Here is a 19,949-nt window from a genome sequence, read left to right as displayed (position 1 = left end):
AAATTACCGCTAAAGAATCTATAAAATATTATAATTAAATATTAAAAAATCGTGCCAAAAGATGTAGAGTATAAATTGTAAAGAATAGTATGTACACAAAGGTAATTTGAATTCAACAGCAACGAAATAATTATAAATTGAAATTTTAAGGATGTGAAAATATAATGAAACCGGTGTTAAAAAAAATATGTATTTCCTTTGCTTTTTCTTTAACAGGGTTATTCTGTTTTTTTAAGTTTAATGGAGACCTGTTATTGTATGGGGCAGGGATTTTAATGGGATATTTATCTTTATTTAATATCATAAGTTTATATCCTCAAAATCCCCATGATAAAATATTTACTAAAGTTCTTAAAAAAATTGCAGTTGTTTCCTTTAGTTTTGCAGTATTAGGAATATCCTTTGGCATAATACACGAATTATTAGGAGCATGGAGTCTTAGTATAATGACAAATTATTGGTTTCTAATGCTACTTTTATATGTAACAAACTTATTTTCATTAGTTATTTTAGTATTTGCAAATCAAAATGACCAACATTATCCCTGGTTTTATAGAATCCTTATACTTTTAAATTTCCTACTTACCTTAGGGCCAGTTTTATTCCCAATATTTATTCTAATTATTGGAAACGGTATGAACGCACATACCATATGGTAATCGTATTTAAATTACATAAGTCAAGATTGGTATATCGTAGTGATGCTTTGATATCAAAGCAAATTAAGCTGTAAATATGAAGAGTACAGATTATTTGTTTCAAAAAATAGAGTCTCAGAAACATGTTCTTGAGACTCTATTTTTTATTTCTGTTTAAATAAAACATGTATGTGAGAAGTAACTGTTTAAAGAAGTTAATACGAAGGCTCTTAAATTAAATCTAATACAAGATCCAATTTTTCGTTCTTTTTAACACCTAAGTCTTCAAATGCAATGCCATTTTTAATTACTATACTTAATTTTGATAAATTTTTAATATTTTCGATAGGATTACTAGGTAGTACCAATAAATTTGCTCTCTTCCCTTCATCTATTGTACCAACTTGTTTATCGATCCCTAAAATCTCCGAGTTACTTTTAGTCACCAAATGTATTGCTTTTTCTTCGGTAATACCGCCAAAGCGAATGATATGATCTAACTCTCTCCATAAATCATAGTGCGATACATAGGCCATTGCCGCATCGTTTCCGACTCCTACACTAATTTCATTCTCAATGGCTTGTTGAAAACTAATTAACATGTCTTCATAAACAATTTTTGCATTTTCAAAAAGTACATCATTAATGTTTGTTTTACTTCTATCTAGTAATGCATATGGATAAGCAGCTTGAAATGTCGGGATAAGTGAAGTATATCCTCGTAAAGCATTTGGATTTTGTTTATAAAGAGAGATAATTTCATCATCCATTTGAGCACCATGTTCAATTGTATCTACACCGCCCTTTAAAGCAATCCTAACTCCTTCAGTGCTCTCTACATGAGCTGCAACCATCATTCCAATTTTATGTGCTTCTTTACATATAGCTAAGACTTCTTCTTCAGTTAATTGAATTCTCCCTGCTTCGCCAATCGTTTTTGCATCGGTTACGCCACCAGTTACACAAATTTTAATTAAATCAACACCTTGGCGTACATTTTTACGTACATTCTTCACACCATCCCAAGGACCGTCAGTCTCCAGTGTTAAATAGGGTGCACCATGGCCACCTGTAGCACTAATAAAGAAACCTGAGACCAATAAGTCGGCACCAATAACTTTTTCAGCCTGTATATCATCGCGTAGTTTCACATCTTGATAAAAAAATTCTCCAACAGAGCGCATTGTGGTTACACCAGATTTTAATGCAACTAGAGCATTTTTCTTCATTCTATTATAAATAAACTTTTTTCCGAATCTTGTATCCAATAACTTAATTCCAAAATTCAGCACATCTTCACTAAAAGTTAGTCCTGTGGGGATTCCATCAGAAAATAAATGCGCATGTGCATTTATAAGTCCTGGCATAACATATTGGTGTTTGATATCAATTTGTTCGTAATCACTGGGGACAATCATTCCTTCAATATTTTTGATTTTTTCTATGACTCCTTCTTTATTGATGAGAATAACCATGTTTTTTTCTATTTTTCGATTCAAATCACCGTTTATAACTGTGCAATTCATTAATGCTGTTTTCTTTTTCATATCATTATCATCCTCACCTGAAAAGTAATCTAATAATTTGAGTAAATAGACAAATTTATAATTATTTTTTTATATCCTCTCTTAATACACCTTATTCTTTTATAAGAGTTCCTCTTTAGTCTTCCAAATTTAATAAATCAAATTCCTATATGTGCAGCCATTACTAATAAGGGTTGAATTGAAATAATGTATTACTATTAAAATTCGGAAGTTAAACGATAACTAAAAGAAAAATAACATTAGTAGCGGACAACAAACACATATATTAACCTTTTTGAAATTTCCCTCTTTACATTGTTTTATTTAGAGTATTTTATCCTTTTCTAAATAAACCTAATACTTCTGCTGATTCTGTTATATTTACAAACGCTTGTGGATCAACTTTAGAAATTATAGCTTTAATTCCAGATAGCTCTTCTCGAGAGATTACCGTCATTAATACATGTTTTTTCTCATTTGAGTATGCGCCTTCTCCATTTAGCAAAGTTATACCTCGTACAAAATTAGAGAGAAGTGTTTCTTTCATCTTTTCTACATGATCTGTTACAATCATCAGAGTTATTTTCCGATGTTTTGTATGAATTGCATCAATTACTTTTCCAGTAACATAAATGGATAATAAACTGTTTAAAGCAATATCCCAATTAAAAAACAATCCAGAAATAACAACTATAATCGTGTTAAGTACGATTAAAAATTTACCAAGCTGAATATCTTTTTTTCGTGAAAGCAACATACCGATAATATCAAATCCACCTGTTGAACCATTACAATTGAACACTATCCCAATACCAACCCCAGCAGCTACACCACCAAATAATGATGAGAGTAGTACATCGCTTGTCAATGCATGTATAGGAATAGCATATAATGCTGCTGAAAATGTAATAACTGAGACAATTGTGTAACTTATAAATCGTTTTCCTAGGCTAACATATCCCACAATAAGAATTGGTAAATTCAATAAAAAGTTTACCATCCCTATATTAAAAGGTGTTAAGATTCCAATGATAATTGCAACGCCACTAATTCCACTACTTAAAATTTCATGTGGAACTAGGAAAAGATTAAAAGAAAGTGCTGTAATGACAGAGCCAAAAATAACTCCAAGTAATCGATACATAGCTTTACCTGCCTTCAACAAAATGTAATATATAAAGTTTATTTTAAACAAAAGTATATTTTTAAATGTAAGGCTGTCGTATGAAATTCATTTAGAGACTTCTCTTCCTTTTCCTCAAATTAAATTCCTACTTTGCATCACGTTCCTTCTTCGTTTTCTTAGCTTGCTTGCCTTCGATTGCATCAAATTTTTGAAAGTAATTCGAATAAAAATACTTGAATGAACTCAACAATAATTAACATAAAAGCTTTTATTTGAAGAGACTCTTCTGAATTTCTATGTTAATAGCAACTAACTTACCTTGACTTAATATTAAATAATATTAATAATTATAGGAAATACCTAAAAAGTATCTTATTAATATCTTTTAGGTATAAATGATTGGAAGGAAGGGAAGGAAATGGAACTGAGACACATCCGATATTTTTTAGCACTGGCAGAGGAACTTAACTTTAGTAGAGCTGCGGAAAAACTACACATTGCTCAACCACCTCTGAGTAAGCAAATAAGGGAATTAGAGGAGGAAATTGGAGCGAAATTATTTAACCGGACAAAGCGGCATGTTGAGTTAACAAGTGCTGGAAAAGTGTTTCTAAATAGAGCTTATCAAATCCTTGATCAAGTTGAACAAGCGTGTATTAGCACCAGATTAACTTCTACCGGCTTTGAAGGCGAGCTTGTAATGGGATTTAGTGGCTCCGTACAAGACCTTATTCAACCTATTCAAGAATTCCGTAAACAATATCCTGAGATTGGGATTGTATTACAACAATTAAGTACACCTCTTCAAGTTAAAGCTTTACATGAAAAAAGAATTGATGTAGGTATAATAGCTGCCCCGATAAATAGCAATAAAATTCATGTAAAACCAATCCAAAAGGCATGCTTAAAGGCAATACTTCCTGAAAATCACCCTCTGGTTTCTAAACAAGCAATTTATATTGGTGATTTGGTGAACGAACCCTTTATTATGGCAACTAAATCAACAGCCCCATTTTATTATGATACTTTTATGAACCTATTCAAAAACGTGGAATTCTCACCAAAAATCATTATGCAAGCTAATGATCTTCAAACTGTTTCATCGTTAGTCGGAAATGGTATGGGAATTGCTTTGTTCCCCTCATCACTTTACCCATTAAGTGGTATTGTACAAAGAGAAGTTGAAGATATAAATATAGCAATTGAAGCGTCATTTGCATGGCGAAAAGATAATCAATCTGAAATACTACGTAAATTCTTAAAATTTTATTTTGATATGCATAATAATGAGTAAGTATTTGGTATGATTATTGTTTGTCGCCTTATAGGGGGTCCCACTACATCACTATTCTTAACAGATAATAAATCTCTAAGAAATAATGATTTAATCAAAATTTGATATATAAATATAAAATCAGAGAGTAATTTCAAAAAACAGCTTAAATCGCAATACAATATTACAAATCGATTTACTAAATAAATTAAATAAAAGGCAAATGAGAAATTACTAATTTCTAATAAAGAAACCATAATTATGATTTTTTAACAAAAACAGAAAAACTCTCCTAGTTATATTTCTTGATGTAAGAGAAAAAATTGTGATTAATCTCTCTGCATGATAATTAGAAGAGTATAAATAAACGCTATATATTTTCATTAATCATTAAAGTACTAAAACAGGTATTAGTACTTTAATCTCAAGTTATTAAAGCGTAAAGACTAAATACGATACCGAGAGACGTTACTATGAATATTCGTGAAGGATTAATTCCAACTAGGGAACATCATATATATTTGTGACTACTTTACCATCTTCAACACCAGTCGATTACTTATAAGCCATTTTTGAAACTTTTCAAACTCTGAAATGTACAGCATATAATGTAGGGGGGTACAGACATGATTCGTAAATGTGTACTTTTTACATGATGTATAAATTTCTAATGAATTCTATACTATAAACATCGCAATATAAGTTCTGAATTTTCTTTCTATTCACAGTATACTAAAATAAGGGAGACTTATCTCGTTATTTTAGTATACTGTGAATAGAATTAGGATTTTGTAATTTACTCCACATATACTTTGAATGAAATCATGATTGCTTGTTTATTGACCAAAAAATAAATATATGGTATGTTTACTGTAGATTAGATATATATTGAATGCATATTTAATGTATATAAAGTATAGCACTTAACTAAATTGCATAAACTAAAAAGACAGGATGCTGGAAACATCCCGTCCAATATGTAACTGCCGCTGTAAGGTGGTTGGTTGCAAGTTTTTAGTTATTTTCTTTTTGAACCACCTTTTGTCTTGCCGGACGCGGTGGTTCTTTTACGTTTATTATTACTTTTAACTAACTTATTTGCATAAGCATTTGCATAAGTTGTTACGAATACTGTTATGAATAGCTTCGTAGCATCTTGTAATAATTGAAGTAAAAAATCCATATCGGTTACTATATACATTATACCATAACCCCTACTGTATTAGGATATTATTAAATTAACCCTTTAAATTTGAAAAAGAAGTTTCTTAGTAAACTAACTAATATCAATTATTAGTTAGTTTACTATAATATAAATATGTATACTTAAAGTTTTCTTTTTCGTAATTTATTTTCTATGTTATATATCAAATTGCTTTCTTCTATTGAGCGCCTCTTATACTATTAAGTAAACAACAACTTAATTTCCAAAAATATCAATATTATAGATTGTGAATCTTTTTCTCTTATAATCAGTTCCTTTTTTTGTAATAACAGCAATTTTGACTGAACAAACAAAAAAACGACCTCTCAAATTCGCTTGTAAACGTCATAGGCGTTTAAGGTAATGCAATTAGACCTGATAGTTTATAAATTCCTTAAAAACAAAAATAGACCCCTTATAACGTTTTTTGTTTTTTTAGGGGTCTATTCTCTCTGGAATTTCTATTCTTCTATGTCTTCTTTTACTTCAGCGGTTAAAATGTCTTCAGCAAACTTCTTGTAGCCATTATACCCTATCATTTCAGCCTTTTTCTTTATTGCTTCTAATACCTTTTCATCAAGGTATAGACTTAAATGCTGCTTTTTTTCTTTCGACTCTTCTTTTGATCTATTTTCAATTCTTTCTTTGAATATTTCCAGATCTTTTTTTAAGTACAAGCGTTCAGTAGATTTCCCTTTAGCAATCTCTTTAAAAGGTAACATCCCATCTTTAGCTGCATTATGAACGTATGTCTTAGATTTGTTTAGAAATTCAGCAGCTTCTTTTAATGTTAAACAATCTTTGTATAATTCCTCTAGCTTTTTTACATCCTCTTTTTCAAAGCAATATCCTCCATCTGCTTTCCAGGTATCTAGATTGATAGGTTCGATGTGTTTATACTTAATTAAATAACCTAATTGATTTTTTGTTAACCCTACCCGATCGCATACCTCTTCTAAAGATAAATAGCTCATATCTCACCTCATCCGAAACTTTCATTCTAGCTGTTCTTTAAATTTTCTTAGTTGATACTTTGTTAAACTGTAAATGTCAAGATAAACATGTACATTTTCGCTTGTTTAAGCATGTACAAAATCAATCATTTTCTTTGCTAAAATGATCTTTAATTCGATAGGATTGTCCTACAATACTGACCACCGTGGCATGATGTAAGACACGATCTAGTATGGCATTGGCGAGTTTAGGGTCCTGGAATACTTCGTCCCAAGACTTGAAGTTGATATTGGTCGTTAGGATGGTACTACGCTTTTCATAACGCATATCGATTAATTGAAAGAATAATTTTGCATCCTCCGGATCAATAGGCAAGTACCCAATTTCATCAATAATAAGTAATTTGTATTTTGTATAGTGCTTTAAACGAGATTCTAGGCGATTCTCAATCTTGGCACGTTTTAAATTTTGAAGTAAATCATGACATTTAATAAAATAAGTACTTGTTCGCTTTTTAGCTGCTGCTATACCAATAGACGTGGCCAAATGGGTCTTACCAACACCACTAGGTCCTAAAAATACTATGTTTTCTTGTTGCTCTAAGAAACGTAGAGAAATAAAATCTAAGATTTGTTGTTTATTAATACTCGGCTGGAATTCGAAATCAAACTCATCAACCTCCTTTCTATGAGGAAATGCGCCCATTTTCACCATAGAATGAATCATATTTTGTTCTCGTACATCAATCTCATAGTTTGTCAGTTTAACAAGTGTCTCTACGAAGGATAATTCATTATTAATGCTAAAATCGACTACGTCACCTAAATGTTGTGCCATTTGTTTTAATTTTAAATACTCTAGGTTTGTTGTTAATTGTTGATAGCTATTCTTCATTTCTATATACCTCACCAATTACTGATAAATTTTGTTTCGCCAAATTGTCAATGTTCGGATATTTAGGTAGTGACTTAGCCAATGCTTTTTTATAATGTTCTTCTTTATAATTGAGCTTAGATTGGCTGATTTTATGTTGTACAATTAACTTCATGTTATGATAAACATATATTTGATTATCATATACTTGTAAACCGACGGTTTTACCTTGATATTCAGCTGGAACTGAGTATTGATTCGATTTGTAAGATATCATGCCTGATGTATTAACTTTTACAAGTTTATGCTTAATCATATAGGAATCTCTTATCGCGCTCTTCGGGAGTGGTTGTAGGAGATTCTTTTCCTGTTTTAGGGCAAACACTGGAATCTTACCAGTCCCTTGATGAAATGTTTGATTAATTCTTGCACATAATTTTTGCACAAATTCATGTAATTCTTCAAAAGTGAATCTTCCTTGATAAGCATGAATTTCGTCTAGAAGTTTCATTGGCGCTTCTACTTTCCCTTTGGTATTTGGTCGCCCTGCGATACAAGGTTGTACCTTAAATCCAAAATCTTGAGCGAATTGGGCAAACTTATTGTTAATCGTTCCTGTAAAGTGTTCTGTTCGAGCTTCATCCATTACCGTCTTCATATTATCCGTGACAATTACCTTCGGTACACCACCAAACATTTCAAATGCCTCTGTCATAAATGACATTAAAACACTTTGTGATTTTGAAATATTCAAATGAAAAACTTTAAATCTCGAGTAGGACAATAAAAGTACAGCTACATTCACATATACGATTTCGCCACTTTTGGTTTCAAATCGTATGCTTTCTTTCCAATCTAATTGAGCTTGTTCTCCTGGAGGTGTCTCATAACGGACACCCACTGAATGACCTGATAAAATACGCTTCCCCTCATCAAAATATGTTCTAAATTCAGGCTTTCTATTAATATAAGCACGAAATGCAGACTGTGAACATTTTAAACCGTGATTGTCTGTTAGATACTGCCATAACACTCGTTTGTAGTAGAAGATTTGTTTAGAATCACTAGATAAAAGAGCTGCAATCACTTCATAATATGTATCGATTTTCGATGTTTTATTTTTTGTCCCTTTTGGTGTAAAACCATTCAAATACTTATCTATGGTACGCCGATCCACATTCAATTCTCTGGCTAATTGACTTTTATTTATCTTCATTTTTAAGTTCCCCATTAGTTTTTTAAAATTTGGTAAGTCTGAAAGACTTTTAACCTCAAATTCTGTTTGAATATCTAGCTTAATATACATACTAACCACCTCAGAGTCAGTATGGAGAATCCAATTGAAAATGTACATATTTATTCAAGCGTTAATGTACATATTTAAGTTAGCATTTATAGTTAAACCTGTTTCTTTTACTACATCTTTGATTGAGTACTCCTTATACTGCAGATATTTAAATGGATTTTCCATATAACGTTCTCGTACCTTATTAAATGTACTCTTTTTCGACAAAGAATTCAATTGATCTCCTTTCTCTCGGATGGAATCGAAAATGGGACACCCTTTACAATGTTTGTAGTTTCTTTGTTTTGCCTGTTCTTGCTCATCTGTACAATTCACTGATAGGTTGTTCAGAGGGCAAATTGAACAATGTGCATCTTCTAAATTATGGATTTCTTGTAAAATTTTTCGACGAAGATGAGTCAAAAAAAATCTCCTCCTACCGCATCTGGATTGAAATGTACAAAAAAAAACGAATTTAACATTTCCATTATATATCATCTAAACAGAAACGTTAAATTTTAAGGTAAAAATATTATTTTAATCATTTCATTTTATACCACGATAAATTATAAGTTTATTGTGGTATAATTAGAATTATAAAAATTTATATAAAAATATTTGTTTAATATTTCATTCTATAAAAGGTTGTGTTTAAATTTGAATATTATAAATTACGAACATAATAACCAAATTGTAAAATCAAAATCAGATTTTTTTGATAGCAGTCATTTTGAAAACATTATGGGTTTGGGTATCCGTAATATTGACTACTCCCAATTAAGTGAAGAATCATTGGTTTATTTATTTTTACACGATGAGCCTTCTTTAACGAAAAAAAGAAGTGAGCGAACAAAACAACAGTATCTGCACGATCTTTCTCATTTTCTTCGTTACATAAAAGAAACAATCGGAACCATCCAGGAGTTATCCCATAATGAGATGGAAATCTACTTCTATGAATTAAGTAAGAAATATGCAGCCACTACATTACGTAAAAAGAAAACAGTAGTTCAGCAGTTTTTAAAATATGTGTACGATAACAACGGACTCTCAGACAACTTTAGTAGTCGCCTTAAAAAAGTATCCGTAAAAAAAGAAGAGCTGGTCAATCGTGACCTTTACCCAGAAGAAGTTAACCAGATCTTAGATGAACTGAAAAAATCCAACTATTTTGTTTACACTGCATTTTTCCTGTTAACTACAACAGGACTACGAATTGAAGAAATCGCAACTGCTAAATGGGCAGATTTGGTCTTTCATTCATCTTTAAATGCCTATTTACTTCGTGTAGTTGGTAAAGGGAATAAAAGTAGGGAAGTTCGCATCTTTGAAGATACATTGGATGCTTTATGCCATGTTCGAAGTTTACGTAAACAAACAACAGAACTAGATGCATCGAGTACCTCCGCTTTTCTCCCTAAAGCTGATGGATCAAATTATCGAGCGGACTATCTCTCTTCTCTTGTGGCCAAAAAAATAGAAGAAATAAATTTAGATTTTCTGCGTTACCGACAGGATAGAATCACTCCTCACACTTGTAGGCATTTCATGGCTAATTACTTAATGGAAAAGGGTGTTGAACTAAAAAAAATAAGGGACTATTTAGGGCATGAATCTATCATGACTACAGAACGTTATTTAAGAGAGCGTACAAGACGTCAAAGCTTGGCCACAATAGATATAGGAAATTCATTATTTTAGTAAGTATATATAATAGGAAGAAACTCGATTTAATGTTTCGATTTCTTCCTGTTTTTTTGCTCATAGAACACTAAATATTTCTCTATCATCATAACATTTAAACTAATTATTACAAATTAATTTAAATTATGACTTATTATTAGTCATTAGGACACAATTTACCTTTTCTGTTTTACACTAACTTTATAAATCAGAAAGGAAAAGGTGATGATATGTCCCATCTAAGCAAACGACTTGCTGAATTGCGAAAAAAACAAGGATATACCCAATCCGATATATCACATCGCCTAAACATTGCCCGTACTACTTATGCAAATTGGGAATATGGGAAAGCTGATCCTGATGCAGATTCCATCATGAATCTTGCTGAAATACATAATGTCTCCATAGATGAACTATTCGGGCGAAATGCACCCCTCGAAAGTAAATTAGAATTAATTAAAGTAGCAATATCTGATTTGCCTCCACAAAAACAGCAAGAAGTGTTAGAGGTTCTTATTGACTACACCTACTTCATAAAAAAGCATTTTACCAAATGAATGTAAAATTATTTTTCAGCAAATTTTATATGATACGTGAGTTAAATGCACTTGTTTAATATTAGCCTGTAAAAAGGGGCTACACATTTTCAATGCTCCGCCCTCGCGGAATAATCTTATGAAACCCTTGTGTTATCAGTAGATTTGATAACACAGGGGTTTTTGCAACCTTACTAACAATATAGTTTAAAAATTTGATTTCGTATTAGCTATCAGTTTGTGAATGATTCACAAACTTTTCTTGTATTTCGAATTTGATATTTAGGAAATATCCCTAAAAACAACGAATGCGATTGCCTCCTATGAGACAATCGCATTCTAATTATTTAAAGGTTAACCCATTCCACTTCCAGGGTCACCCATTCTAGCTAATAATTGTTCTGAATCTTTTTTTACTAAATTGTTTGGTTGCTCTTTACTACCAACAGCAGTGTAAACAATTCCTGCTGCTAAAACAATACTTGTTACTACAAATAATAATTTCTTCATATAGCACCACCCTCGTACATTATACCATTTCTATTAAATTCTACCACTATTTTTTTAGGGAATCTACAATAGAACCTATTACCAGCACACTCTAGTAACACAATCGACTTGTCAATTAATGAAATATCATTCTTCGCTATTCCTAAATAACAATATTGCATCGGTGTTAGCATCCCATTTTTCTTTTCTAAATCACTCAGGATCTCAACTGCATTTTTGTAATTCCCCTTAATAATTTCTAAAAAAGATTTTTCTGCAGAATGATATATAACTATATTCTCTAATTCTTGCTTATTCACTAACTTAATAAAAGCATATGTGTTAAGAATTGATAGCTTTCTTTGCTTTTCCCTTTCAAAATTACATGCTCCCAACTGCTTCAGTGCCTTTTTCATATACCAAGATGCACTATCATAGCAATCGAAAGTATATGACTCTGCTATATATGCAAGTGCGGATGCCCTTAAAAGATGGAAACAATCTTTAGAGTCATCTATTACTAAAATCTCCTGACACAAACTCCTACACATTTCAAGATTATCTTGTACTAAATAGGCATATGCTAATCCTTCTTTAATCCTGCCTAGATAAGATGACCTAATAAAACTATCAGTAATTGCATCTACATCTGGAAGTAACATTTCAGCATATTTGAACAGAGAATTATAGTTTTCTAAATCATAATTAGTGTAGTAAGTTAATATACCACATAAGACCTTCATCTCGTTTGTCTTAATTATCTTACTACCTTTATGATCTTCAAGCTTAGATAATAATTCCTGCTTTTTAATTGTCCCATTACTTCTAAGTAATACCAATTCATATACATAAGCCCATTCCCTATTCATTGCAAGTGAAGACTTTCTTTCCTGTTCTACTAATAGCTTAAGAAGTGATAAATCACCTTTTGCATTGGCGTATTCCATAGCAATCCTCAAGTTTTTCTTGCTTGTTGTGACAGAACAGAAGGTGTGTAACATCTTTCTTTGTTTATTAATATCACCCGCATACAATAGCTTCAATAATCTAATTAAATTCCAAAATCCAAATTGATTTTTCCCTGTTAAATTCTTCGAAAGCGTTCCTGAAGAAATGCCAATTATTTTAGCGATATCCTCTTGATTTTTCCTTTGGAAATCAATTTCATCAATAATTTTACTCAAGAATTTGTTTAATGTTTTTTCTGAAACTTTATCTTCTCTCTTAAGTGTTTCATTCATAATATTTTCCCTTCTAAAAAAACAAGAATTCCCTAATATCCCTCAGTATATTTGTAACATCCAATATTGTTATATCCGATTCTAATATAATCATATCAAAAATAATGTCGTTTTTTGTCGATATAAAAAGATAAATAAATATGTAATTATGCATAATTGCAATGCCAAAAAAGGACTCGAATATATCGACTCCTTTTTTGGCCTATTTCTTAACTTCAGCCCATTTATAGTTAAATTCCCCACCAAAATCATTCGTTACAATTCCTTTAATGGAAGAACGCTGTAAGTATGATCTGCCTGGTTGATAAAATGGTGCGACTGCTCCATCTTCTAATAATATTTTTTCTGCTCGTTTCATTGCCTCCCAACGAGCATTTTCATCACCAGCTAAGTCTGTTTTCACTTGATGAATTAGTTCATCATATTGTTTATTTGAATACTTATCAAAGTTATATGTACTATCTGTCGTAAACAAATCTAAAAATGTAATCGGATCAGGAATATCTGGTCCCCATACATCAACACCTAAATCATAATCACTATTTAGAAGCAACTGAATTTGCTGTTTACGTGGCTGCGGTTTAACATAGACCGTTAGCCCCTCTAAATTCTTTTCTAGTTCACCTTTCAAATACTCCGCATTTTTCTTGGCTATTGCATTATCACTCGTGAGCAATTCGAGTGTTACTTGTTCTTTCCCAAGTTCTTGTTTTGCCTTCTTCCAGTTTTCCTTGGCTGCCTTCACATCATCTTTTACTAATGCTCCATTCTCTTTCCTGAAGTCTTTTCCATCCGATCCTTTAGCAAACTCAGCGGGTATAAAACCATCTGCAGGAAGAGAGCCATTATTTAACACTGTATCTACAAAGGCTTTCTTATTCATCGCCTGACTAATTGCCAAACGGACATGTTTATTTTTTAATACTTCATTTTTTTGATTCATACGTAAAAATTGCATAGTTACTTCAGGTCGCTCTTTGAAATCAGAACTATTTCTATATTTATCTACAAACTCACCTGTTAGTCCTACACGGTCAATTTGACCTGATTCGTATAAATTTATTTCTGTTGACTTATCTTTCACAATATCAAAGTTAATTTCATCTAATTTCACTGCTTTAGTATCCCAATAATTCGAATTTTTTTTCAACTGAAAACCTTGTTCATGCTTCCAATTATCCAATGTAAACGCTCCGTTATAGACCAATTGATTTGCTTCTAAGCCATACTGCGTTCCTTGTGATTCAAAATACTTCTCGTTAATAGGTAAAAATGTTGCAAACGTTGTTAAATCAATGAAATAAGGGACAGGCTGCTCTAATTGCACCTCAAATGTTTTATCATCAATTTCTTTTACCCCTAGCTGATCTACAGGTAGCTCTTTACTATTAATTCGCTTTGCATTCTTTATATCAAAGAATAGAAACGCATATTCCGCGGCTGTATTAGGGTTCACAGCACGTTTCCAGGAGAATACAAAGTCTGCAGCTGTTACAGGTGTTCCATTTGACCATTTGGAATCTTTTAGATGGAATGTGTATGTTTTTTTATCTTCACTCACTTCATACGATTTTGCCACACCAGGAATTACTTTGTTATCTTTTCCTAGTGTATACAGACCTTCAAACACATTCCGCATTACATTCATTGATTCACTATCGGTTGCCTTTGTTACATCCATTGTTGGGATCTCCGCTATATACGGTAAATTAATGGATTGTTTTGTTTCATTCTTGTCAGTTGCCTTTGCTGTATTTTTAGTCTCTTTCTCTTCACTACTACAAGCTGTTAGTAGCAGGCTGGCTCCTATAATAGAAGCTACAACCGATGTAACTTTTTTAAACATCTTACTTTCTTCCTCTCTATATGTACGGTTTAATTAATCAAATTATCTGTATATCTAATTTTAGGGGATATGCGAATATAGATTCCCTGTCACTAATAGTATTCAGGCGTTTTTTAGCATCATATACGTAATATCTCTATACATTAAACCTCTTATTACTTTACCATTAAAACCGTAGCATTCTAGGGATTATTGTGTCAATCACTAAAATTAATTTCAAATTAGGTATCATTCTATTAAAAAATAGTTTGATTATAATAATTCCTTTCAACTCACAGGAAAAGTTTTCCGTAAAAAAGAACCATAACCTTGTCGTAATGTTTTGAAAAAATTATAGTTCATATTACACTCATATTTCTAAGCGTGCTGTCTACTTTCTACAGGGAGATTGAATAGCAGCAACAATACCTCCGATAGTTCTTTATTCCCATCATACCATTTTTATTAACTATGTATGATACACTCTACAATAGCATCTAAGTACAGTGAATTGTTAAAAAGGAATTATGTATTTTCCTTGAATTATATTTATATATATAGAATACGTGATGTTATTTGTGCTAAAATGAATGTGATATGAAGTATTGTTAATATATTTGCCATTGTAAAAGTAGTGTTTTTAAAATTATGTTGGTTTAAGTCAAAGAAAAAGACATCTATATAGATGTCTTTTTCTTTGTAATGTACTAAGAAGAATATTCTTATTTAACTAATTGCTGCTGGATTTCCTTAATTAAAAGTTCAGCGCCTTCTGGACTAAGAACAATTTTACCATGTGCTAATGATATATTTTTTTCTGAAATATCACCAGTTATTGCACAAGCATCATAAGATTTATATTTTTGTAAAATAATCTTTTCATCTTCTACGAATATTTCTATAGGATCTTTTTCTGCAATTCCTAACGTTCTTCTTAACTCTTTCGGAAGAACAATTCGCCCTAATTCATCTATTTTTCTAGTAACACCTGTTGATTTCATGTTTATACCACCTTTTATTTTTTATATTTCTAGCTACTTTCTGCATGTCATACCACAATTATATATCTAAATTCCTTTATCGTCTTTTACCTTGTTTTCTCTTTTTTTAGCTTCTAAGCTAAATTTAGCGTAAGTCATTATCTTTTCTAGTTCATTTTTGGAAGCATTATAATCTTTAATATAACGCTCTTTTCTTCCTGGACTCATATATTTATTTTTTCATTTCGTTTATTGTTTCTATATTCATGACTTTTCGTTTTCCCTTTTTAAGGCTAATACATCACTGATTAGAAATAATAGTGAAACCAATGGAACTATTCCTTTGATATTGCTAGAAATTCCATAGCAATGCTATTATATATCTATGAATAAGTAAAAGGATATTCAATATGACTAGGTGCAGCTACTTCTATTTTAATTGAAATTTCAACTATATACAGTAACACTTTTAATATAAGTAAGGGAGCGATTACTGTTGAAAATGACAAAAGGAGATGCAATACTCCGTTTGCTGACAGAAATTAAATTAGAGCTGAAGGAAACAAAAGAAGCTATTGAAAAATTAGATGAGAGATTAGATAAAATAGAAAAGCAAACACTTTCTACAAATTCATCTAAACCTGCTCTAAATACTCGAAAAGAAAAAGATTGGAAATATCCTTCTAAGATGAAATGAATTAGAGGGATATTTTTCATTATAGAATATGTGGAAACAAGTAGAACATCTAGAATAAGTACTTTTCATCATTTAATATAGATGTTACAATTTAGACTGTACGATGAACATGTTTTTCTTTCTTACTACCACACAGAAATTGTCCCCTAGCTCTTGCTAGGGCTTTTTCTATGCACAATATTAATTGCATCATAAGTATACACACGTTATAATAGTCACCTAATTACATATGAAGAGGTGCAAAAAATGAATAAGACAGAATTAACAAAAGTAATAGCAGAAAAAGCAGAACTTACACAAAAGGATGCAGCTGCAGCAACACAAGCTGTTTTAGATACAATAACAAATGCGCTAGCAAATGGAGAAAAAGTACAGATTCTTGGTTTTGGTACATTTGAAGTACGTGAAAGATCTGCACGTACAGGACGTAACCCACAAACAGGTGAAGAAATGCAAATCGCCGCTTCAAAGGCACCTGCTTTTAAAGCTGGAAAAGAATTAAAAGAAGCAGTGAAATAATTATATATAGTCAAAAGGGTTTGATATTTATCTCAAACCCTTTTTTAATAGCCTTTTTTTCATAAAACAAAAAATATCATCCAAAGTTTATATAAATAATATAGATTCCCCAAAGAATGTAACTAACTTGTGTTATGATATACATTGTAAATTCGAAACCAGTGAGCTTTCTTTCTCTTTTTATTTTTCGTAAATACAGATAAAAACAAAAAGTAGATAAAAGCATTAAGAATACAGAAACATTATATATATTCTCTATACTAGTAATAACCGATCAACTCCTCACCTGAAAATTAGTTAGTATAGAATAAGCATATCATATGAAAGTTTAACTTACTTCAAATCTACTTTTTTTCAACAGAATATACTTAATATTTTCATATTTAACAGAAATACTTCTTTAAAAAGATAAAAGAATCTCTTTTGCATCAATAGATTTACAAAAGAGATTCTAATTTTAGTTCATTTACTTATAAGATATCAGGCTTATTATTCATGAGGGTTAGGTGCAATATAAGCTGGAGCTGGCCCGCAAGTTACTGCAAAAGCAAATAACAACGCAGGCTTATATGGTAGCCCAAGCAACGAAAGCATTCCCAATGCTCCCCAGTAATCCTCTTTCTTAAGATACGATTTTATTTGATTAAAATATGATTTACTAATACCTAATGCATCCTGCCAACATCTTTCCCAAACGTTACTAGAGTACATATTAGATGGAATTTCTTCATCATTCATTACATAAACACCAGCTATAATAGCTGCTTTTTCTTCATTGTTATATGAAGATTTCGCTAATTCTTCTTTATTAAGAACATATTTACCTGTTTTATCATCCTTTACCATAAGTACCGAAAAAATATATTCTAATTCTTTAACTTGAGCTTCTAATTCCTCCTGTGTTGCGTTGTATTTCTTTCCATCCTCTATAGTTGCAGCTGAAGCGAGAGTTGGTACAAAAACTAGAGTAAGAGCCATTAACATAAACATCATTTTCTTTAACATAGTGAATTAACCCCATGCCCATCAACTTAAGAACAAAAATAAAATGAACTTTCGTTCAAAGCAACTAAAAAACTCGTAATGTACTTTTGGTATTGAAAAGTACACACACCAAATAAACTCTAACGAGTTTCATTTTAAAAATTATGCAGCTTTCTTTTGTTTTCCAAACCCATTATACTCATAGACAACACCCATAATATCAAAGATAGTTTTCTTCTCATATCGATGAGATTTCCGTCCATTCTTCTGTAGGAGGTCGAACAAACGGATTAAAATCTTTGTTAGATCTTGGGTGTTTCTCTGTATCGCTTGATATAACAGCGATACATGATCTTGAATCATCCCAATAGCTTTATATTCACTTAATTCTCTTTTGTTCTTTTGCAACAGAAGTTTACGTATCTTAAACATCGTAGAAGAACAGATAAAAATGGCAATAAGCCTTCCATACACATGACATTCTAATCGCTCTTGTTTGATATTTTGCCAATGATGAATTTGAAATAAGGATTTCCAAGTTTTAAAAATGATTTCTATTTGCCAGCGAAGGGAGTAAAAGTCATGTATTTGTTCCATCGGAACAATCCCTTCAGGCGTATTTGAGACATATATGTTGATACCCGTTAATCGTTTACTCTTTTCTGAAAACGTAATGCCCTTTTTACTTTCCGTATAGGCTTGTTTTTTTCTACGTTCCTGTATCTGTTTTTCTGTTAAACGATAGATAATTACACGCGTGAATAGTTTTTGATTCTTTCCAATGTAAGCTTCTTTTATTTCATATGTTTGACCGGGTTTTAAATGGTTCATGATATGTTCTAAATCAACTTGAATATACTGTGATTGCTTTTTTACGGTTCCGTTTCGAAAGTATTCTGGAGACGGATTTTTTATATAAACAGTATGGTTTAATTTTAATCTGGATATATAGTAGGCACCTCGTTGATCCATTTGATCTAAGTCTTCTAATGAAAAATAACCTAAATCACGAATGCACAAGTCACCTGGACGTAAGGTATCTAAACATTCCGTTCCAAAGGTCTTATCATTATTTTTCCCTGGACCTACCTGAAAGTTTAAAAATTGACCGCTATGTAAATCATACTCTAATTGAATCTTGATACCCGCTGTTTGTGCGCAACCACCGGATCCAGGATATATACTAGCTAAATGTTTTGGGATTTGAAAAATCGTCGCATCTAAAATACGAATACGTTGAAAGTGGGTAAGCGCCGTGCTTGAAATAGCCGATGTTTTACAAAGTTTACCTTTCCATAATATAGAAAAAATATATTTCAGAAATTCAACAGCTTTTTTATCAAAGCGTTTATTAAGTCCTTCTGGACTCATAAGAGTACCTGTAGCTGCGTGTAATTGGCTACATAATCGAACGAGGGAATCACTCGCTGTCCTTTGACTTATCCAAATACAAATGGTAGCTAATTCACTTCCTGAAAATTTTCGTTTTCTTTTTACAAAACCTAATTTTTTTGCGAGTTCTTCTAAAAAAGAAGGGGTTAAATGACGGCACAGCTCTTCAGAAAATAGTTGTAATTCATCTTGAATCGAAAGATTCATAAAAAACGTCATCCTTTCTAGTTAGCTTTTTAGAAAGAATAACGTTTTTTTACACTTGGGGGTAGTCTAGATTCTTAAGTTGATGGGCATGTGAATTAACCCCCAGAATTTAATTTTTTCTTCTCCTCCCAAAACTATAAACTTACTATTTGAAGTTCCGATTTTCACTTAAAGCATTTACATGTATCACCCTCTATTTCCAATATTTATAATAATAGTAATATAACCGACTATAATTGTATATATTTTACAATCAATTCACCTATTACGATCATTTGAATTTCGATATATAACTATAAAAAAAGTTATTATGTCTACATAATAACTTTTTTTCACCAATCTACTAGCATAGTTCTAAATATAGAAAAATATCCTAATAATATTTGAGGAAAACATATTCATATAATTTTATTTTTGTATATTAAAATTATATATAAATGCTATACTAAGATGAATCAAGAAGCATCCAAGATTCTTTGATTAATCACTACATTTTCCTTAAAGCAAACTCAACAAG

General features: G+C 31.3%; 20 protein-coding genes. 6 read left to right on the top strand and 14 right to left on the bottom strand.

Annotation, left to right across the window (positions count from 1 at the left end; all coding sequences use genetic code 11):
* The first annotated feature begins 164 nt into the window (after positions 1-164).
* Entirely contained in the window at positions 165-659 is a 495-nt protein-coding gene (locus QCI79_RS32125) for a DUF3902 family protein (protein WP_021728290.1), read from the top strand.
* A 209-nt stretch (positions 660-868) separates the two neighbouring features.
* Here QCI79_RS32125 and QCI79_RS32120 read toward each other — a convergent pair whose 3' ends face one another.
* The gene (locus tag QCI79_RS32120; RefSeq protein WP_021728291.1) at positions 869-2,185 is read right to left on the bottom strand and encodes a metal-dependent hydrolase family protein; all 1,317 of its coding nucleotides are present in this window, start codon (positions 2,183-2,185) and stop codon (positions 869-871) included.
* A 313-nt stretch (positions 2,186-2,498) separates the two neighbouring features.
* Positions 2,499-3,308: a YitT family protein gene (locus QCI79_RS32115; protein ID WP_021728292.1), complete on the bottom strand. Its 810-nt coding sequence runs from the start codon at positions 3,306-3,308 to the stop codon at positions 2,499-2,501.
* A gap of 400 nt (positions 3,309-3,708) precedes the next feature.
* On the opposite strand from QCI79_RS32115, the gene QCI79_RS32110 reads away from it, so the two are divergent.
* The gene (locus QCI79_RS32110; protein WP_021728293.1) at positions 3,709-4,584 is read left to right on the top strand and encodes a LysR substrate-binding domain-containing protein; all 876 of its coding nucleotides are present in this window, start codon (positions 3,709-3,711) and stop codon (positions 4,582-4,584) included.
* Positions 4,585-5,581: 997 nt separating this feature from the next.
* Here the strand turns inward: QCI79_RS32110 and QCI79_RS32105 are convergent.
* From QCI79_RS32105 to QCI79_RS32085, 5 genes are all read right to left on the bottom strand, one after another.
* Positions 5,582-5,764, bottom strand: coding sequence for a hypothetical protein (locus QCI79_RS32105; RefSeq protein ID WP_021728294.1), 183 nt, complete (start codon positions 5,762-5,764; stop codon positions 5,582-5,584).
* Positions 5,765-6,228: 464 nt separating this feature from the next.
* Positions 6,229-6,741: a helix-turn-helix domain-containing protein gene (locus QCI79_RS32100; protein WP_023901704.1), complete on the bottom strand. Its 513-nt coding sequence runs from the start codon at positions 6,739-6,741 to the stop codon at positions 6,229-6,231.
* 121 nt (positions 6,742-6,862) lie between these two features.
* Entirely contained in the window at positions 6,863-7,615 is a 753-nt protein-coding gene (gene istB, locus QCI79_RS32095) for an IS21-like element IS232 family helper ATPase IstB (RefSeq protein WP_000798699.1), read from the bottom strand.
* Positions 7,605-8,900 (bottom strand): IS21-like element IS232 family transposase, encoded by a 1,296-nt coding sequence (gene istA / locus QCI79_RS32090; protein WP_000275580.1) that lies wholly within the window; start codon positions 8,898-8,900, stop codon positions 7,605-7,607. Before istA ends, istB begins: the two co-directional genes overlap by 11 nt.
* 54 nt (positions 8,901-8,954) lie before the next feature.
* Positions 8,955-9,302: a zinc-finger domain-containing protein gene (locus QCI79_RS32085; RefSeq protein WP_048549299.1), complete on the bottom strand. Its 348-nt coding sequence runs from the start codon at positions 9,300-9,302 to the stop codon at positions 8,955-8,957.
* Positions 9,303-9,536: 234 nt separating this feature from the next.
* On the opposite strand from QCI79_RS32085, the gene QCI79_RS32080 reads away from it, so the two are divergent.
* The gene (locus QCI79_RS32080) at positions 9,537-10,580 is read left to right on the top strand and encodes a tyrosine-type recombinase/integrase (protein ID WP_021727866.1); all 1,044 of its coding nucleotides are present in this window, start codon (positions 9,537-9,539) and stop codon (positions 10,578-10,580) included.
* A 212-nt stretch (positions 10,581-10,792) separates the two neighbouring features.
* The gene (locus tag QCI79_RS32075) at positions 10,793-11,119 is read left to right on the top strand and encodes a helix-turn-helix domain-containing protein (RefSeq protein ID WP_023901702.1); all 327 of its coding nucleotides are present in this window, start codon (positions 10,793-10,795) and stop codon (positions 11,117-11,119) included.
* Positions 11,120-11,452: 333 nt separating this feature from the next.
* Here the strand turns inward: QCI79_RS32075 and QCI79_RS32070 are convergent, their stop codons facing one another.
* The 5 genes from QCI79_RS32070 to QCI79_RS32050 form a co-directional block, all read right to left on the bottom strand.
* Positions 11,453-11,608, bottom strand: coding sequence for a hypothetical protein (locus QCI79_RS32070; protein ID WP_021727864.1), 156 nt, complete (start codon positions 11,606-11,608; stop codon positions 11,453-11,455).
* Positions 11,605-12,828: an AimR family lysis-lysogeny pheromone receptor gene (locus tag QCI79_RS32065; protein ID WP_021727863.1), complete on the bottom strand. Its 1,224-nt coding sequence runs from the start codon at positions 12,826-12,828 to the stop codon at positions 11,605-11,607. The genes QCI79_RS32070 and QCI79_RS32065 overlap by 4 nt, the downstream gene beginning before the upstream one ends.
* 202 nt (positions 12,829-13,030) lie before the next feature.
* Positions 13,031-14,674: a peptide ABC transporter substrate-binding protein gene (locus QCI79_RS32060; RefSeq protein ID WP_021727862.1), complete on the bottom strand. Its 1,644-nt coding sequence runs from the start codon at positions 14,672-14,674 to the stop codon at positions 13,031-13,033.
* A 701-nt stretch (positions 14,675-15,375) separates the two neighbouring features.
* The gene (locus QCI79_RS32055) at positions 15,376-15,654 is read right to left on the bottom strand and encodes an AbrB/MazE/SpoVT family DNA-binding domain-containing protein (protein ID WP_000843046.1); all 279 of its coding nucleotides are present in this window, start codon (positions 15,652-15,654) and stop codon (positions 15,376-15,378) included.
* Between the two features lie 66 nt (positions 15,655-15,720).
* Positions 15,721-15,861: a hypothetical protein gene (locus QCI79_RS32050; RefSeq protein WP_014481865.1), complete on the bottom strand. Its 141-nt coding sequence runs from the start codon at positions 15,859-15,861 to the stop codon at positions 15,721-15,723.
* A 274-nt stretch (positions 15,862-16,135) separates the two neighbouring features.
* Here QCI79_RS32050 and QCI79_RS32045 point away from each other — a divergent pair, with 274 nt between their 5' ends.
* Positions 16,136-16,330, top strand: a complete 195-nt coding sequence (locus tag QCI79_RS32045; protein WP_031303430.1) for a hypothetical protein — start codon at positions 16,136-16,138, stop codon at positions 16,328-16,330.
* Between the two features lie 246 nt (positions 16,331-16,576).
* A complete protein-coding gene (locus QCI79_RS32040; RefSeq protein WP_001043935.1) occupies positions 16,577-16,849 on the top strand; it encodes an HU family DNA-binding protein in 273 nt (90 codons plus the stop codon).
* A gap of 489 nt (positions 16,850-17,338) precedes the next feature.
* Here QCI79_RS32040 and QCI79_RS32035 read toward each other — a convergent pair whose 3' ends face one another.
* Together QCI79_RS32035 and QCI79_RS32030 are read right to left on the bottom strand one after the other, a co-directional pair.
* Positions 17,339-17,854 (bottom strand): hypothetical protein, encoded by a 516-nt coding sequence (locus QCI79_RS32035; protein WP_000914524.1) that lies wholly within the window; start codon positions 17,852-17,854, stop codon positions 17,339-17,341.
* A gap of 141 nt (positions 17,855-17,995) precedes the next feature.
* Positions 17,996-19,432, bottom strand: coding sequence for an IS4-like element IS231A family transposase (locus QCI79_RS32030; protein WP_001053955.1), 1,437 nt, complete (start codon positions 19,430-19,432; stop codon positions 17,996-17,998).
* Positions 19,433-19,949: the final 517 nt, after the last annotated feature.

Origin of the sequence: Bacillus cereus group sp. MG1 (genome assembly GCF_040460035.1) — a bacterium.
Lineage (GTDB): Bacteria > Bacillota > Bacilli > Bacillales > Bacillaceae_G > Bacillus_A > Bacillus_A cereus.
This window is presented reverse-complemented; position numbering and strand designations above follow the sequence as displayed.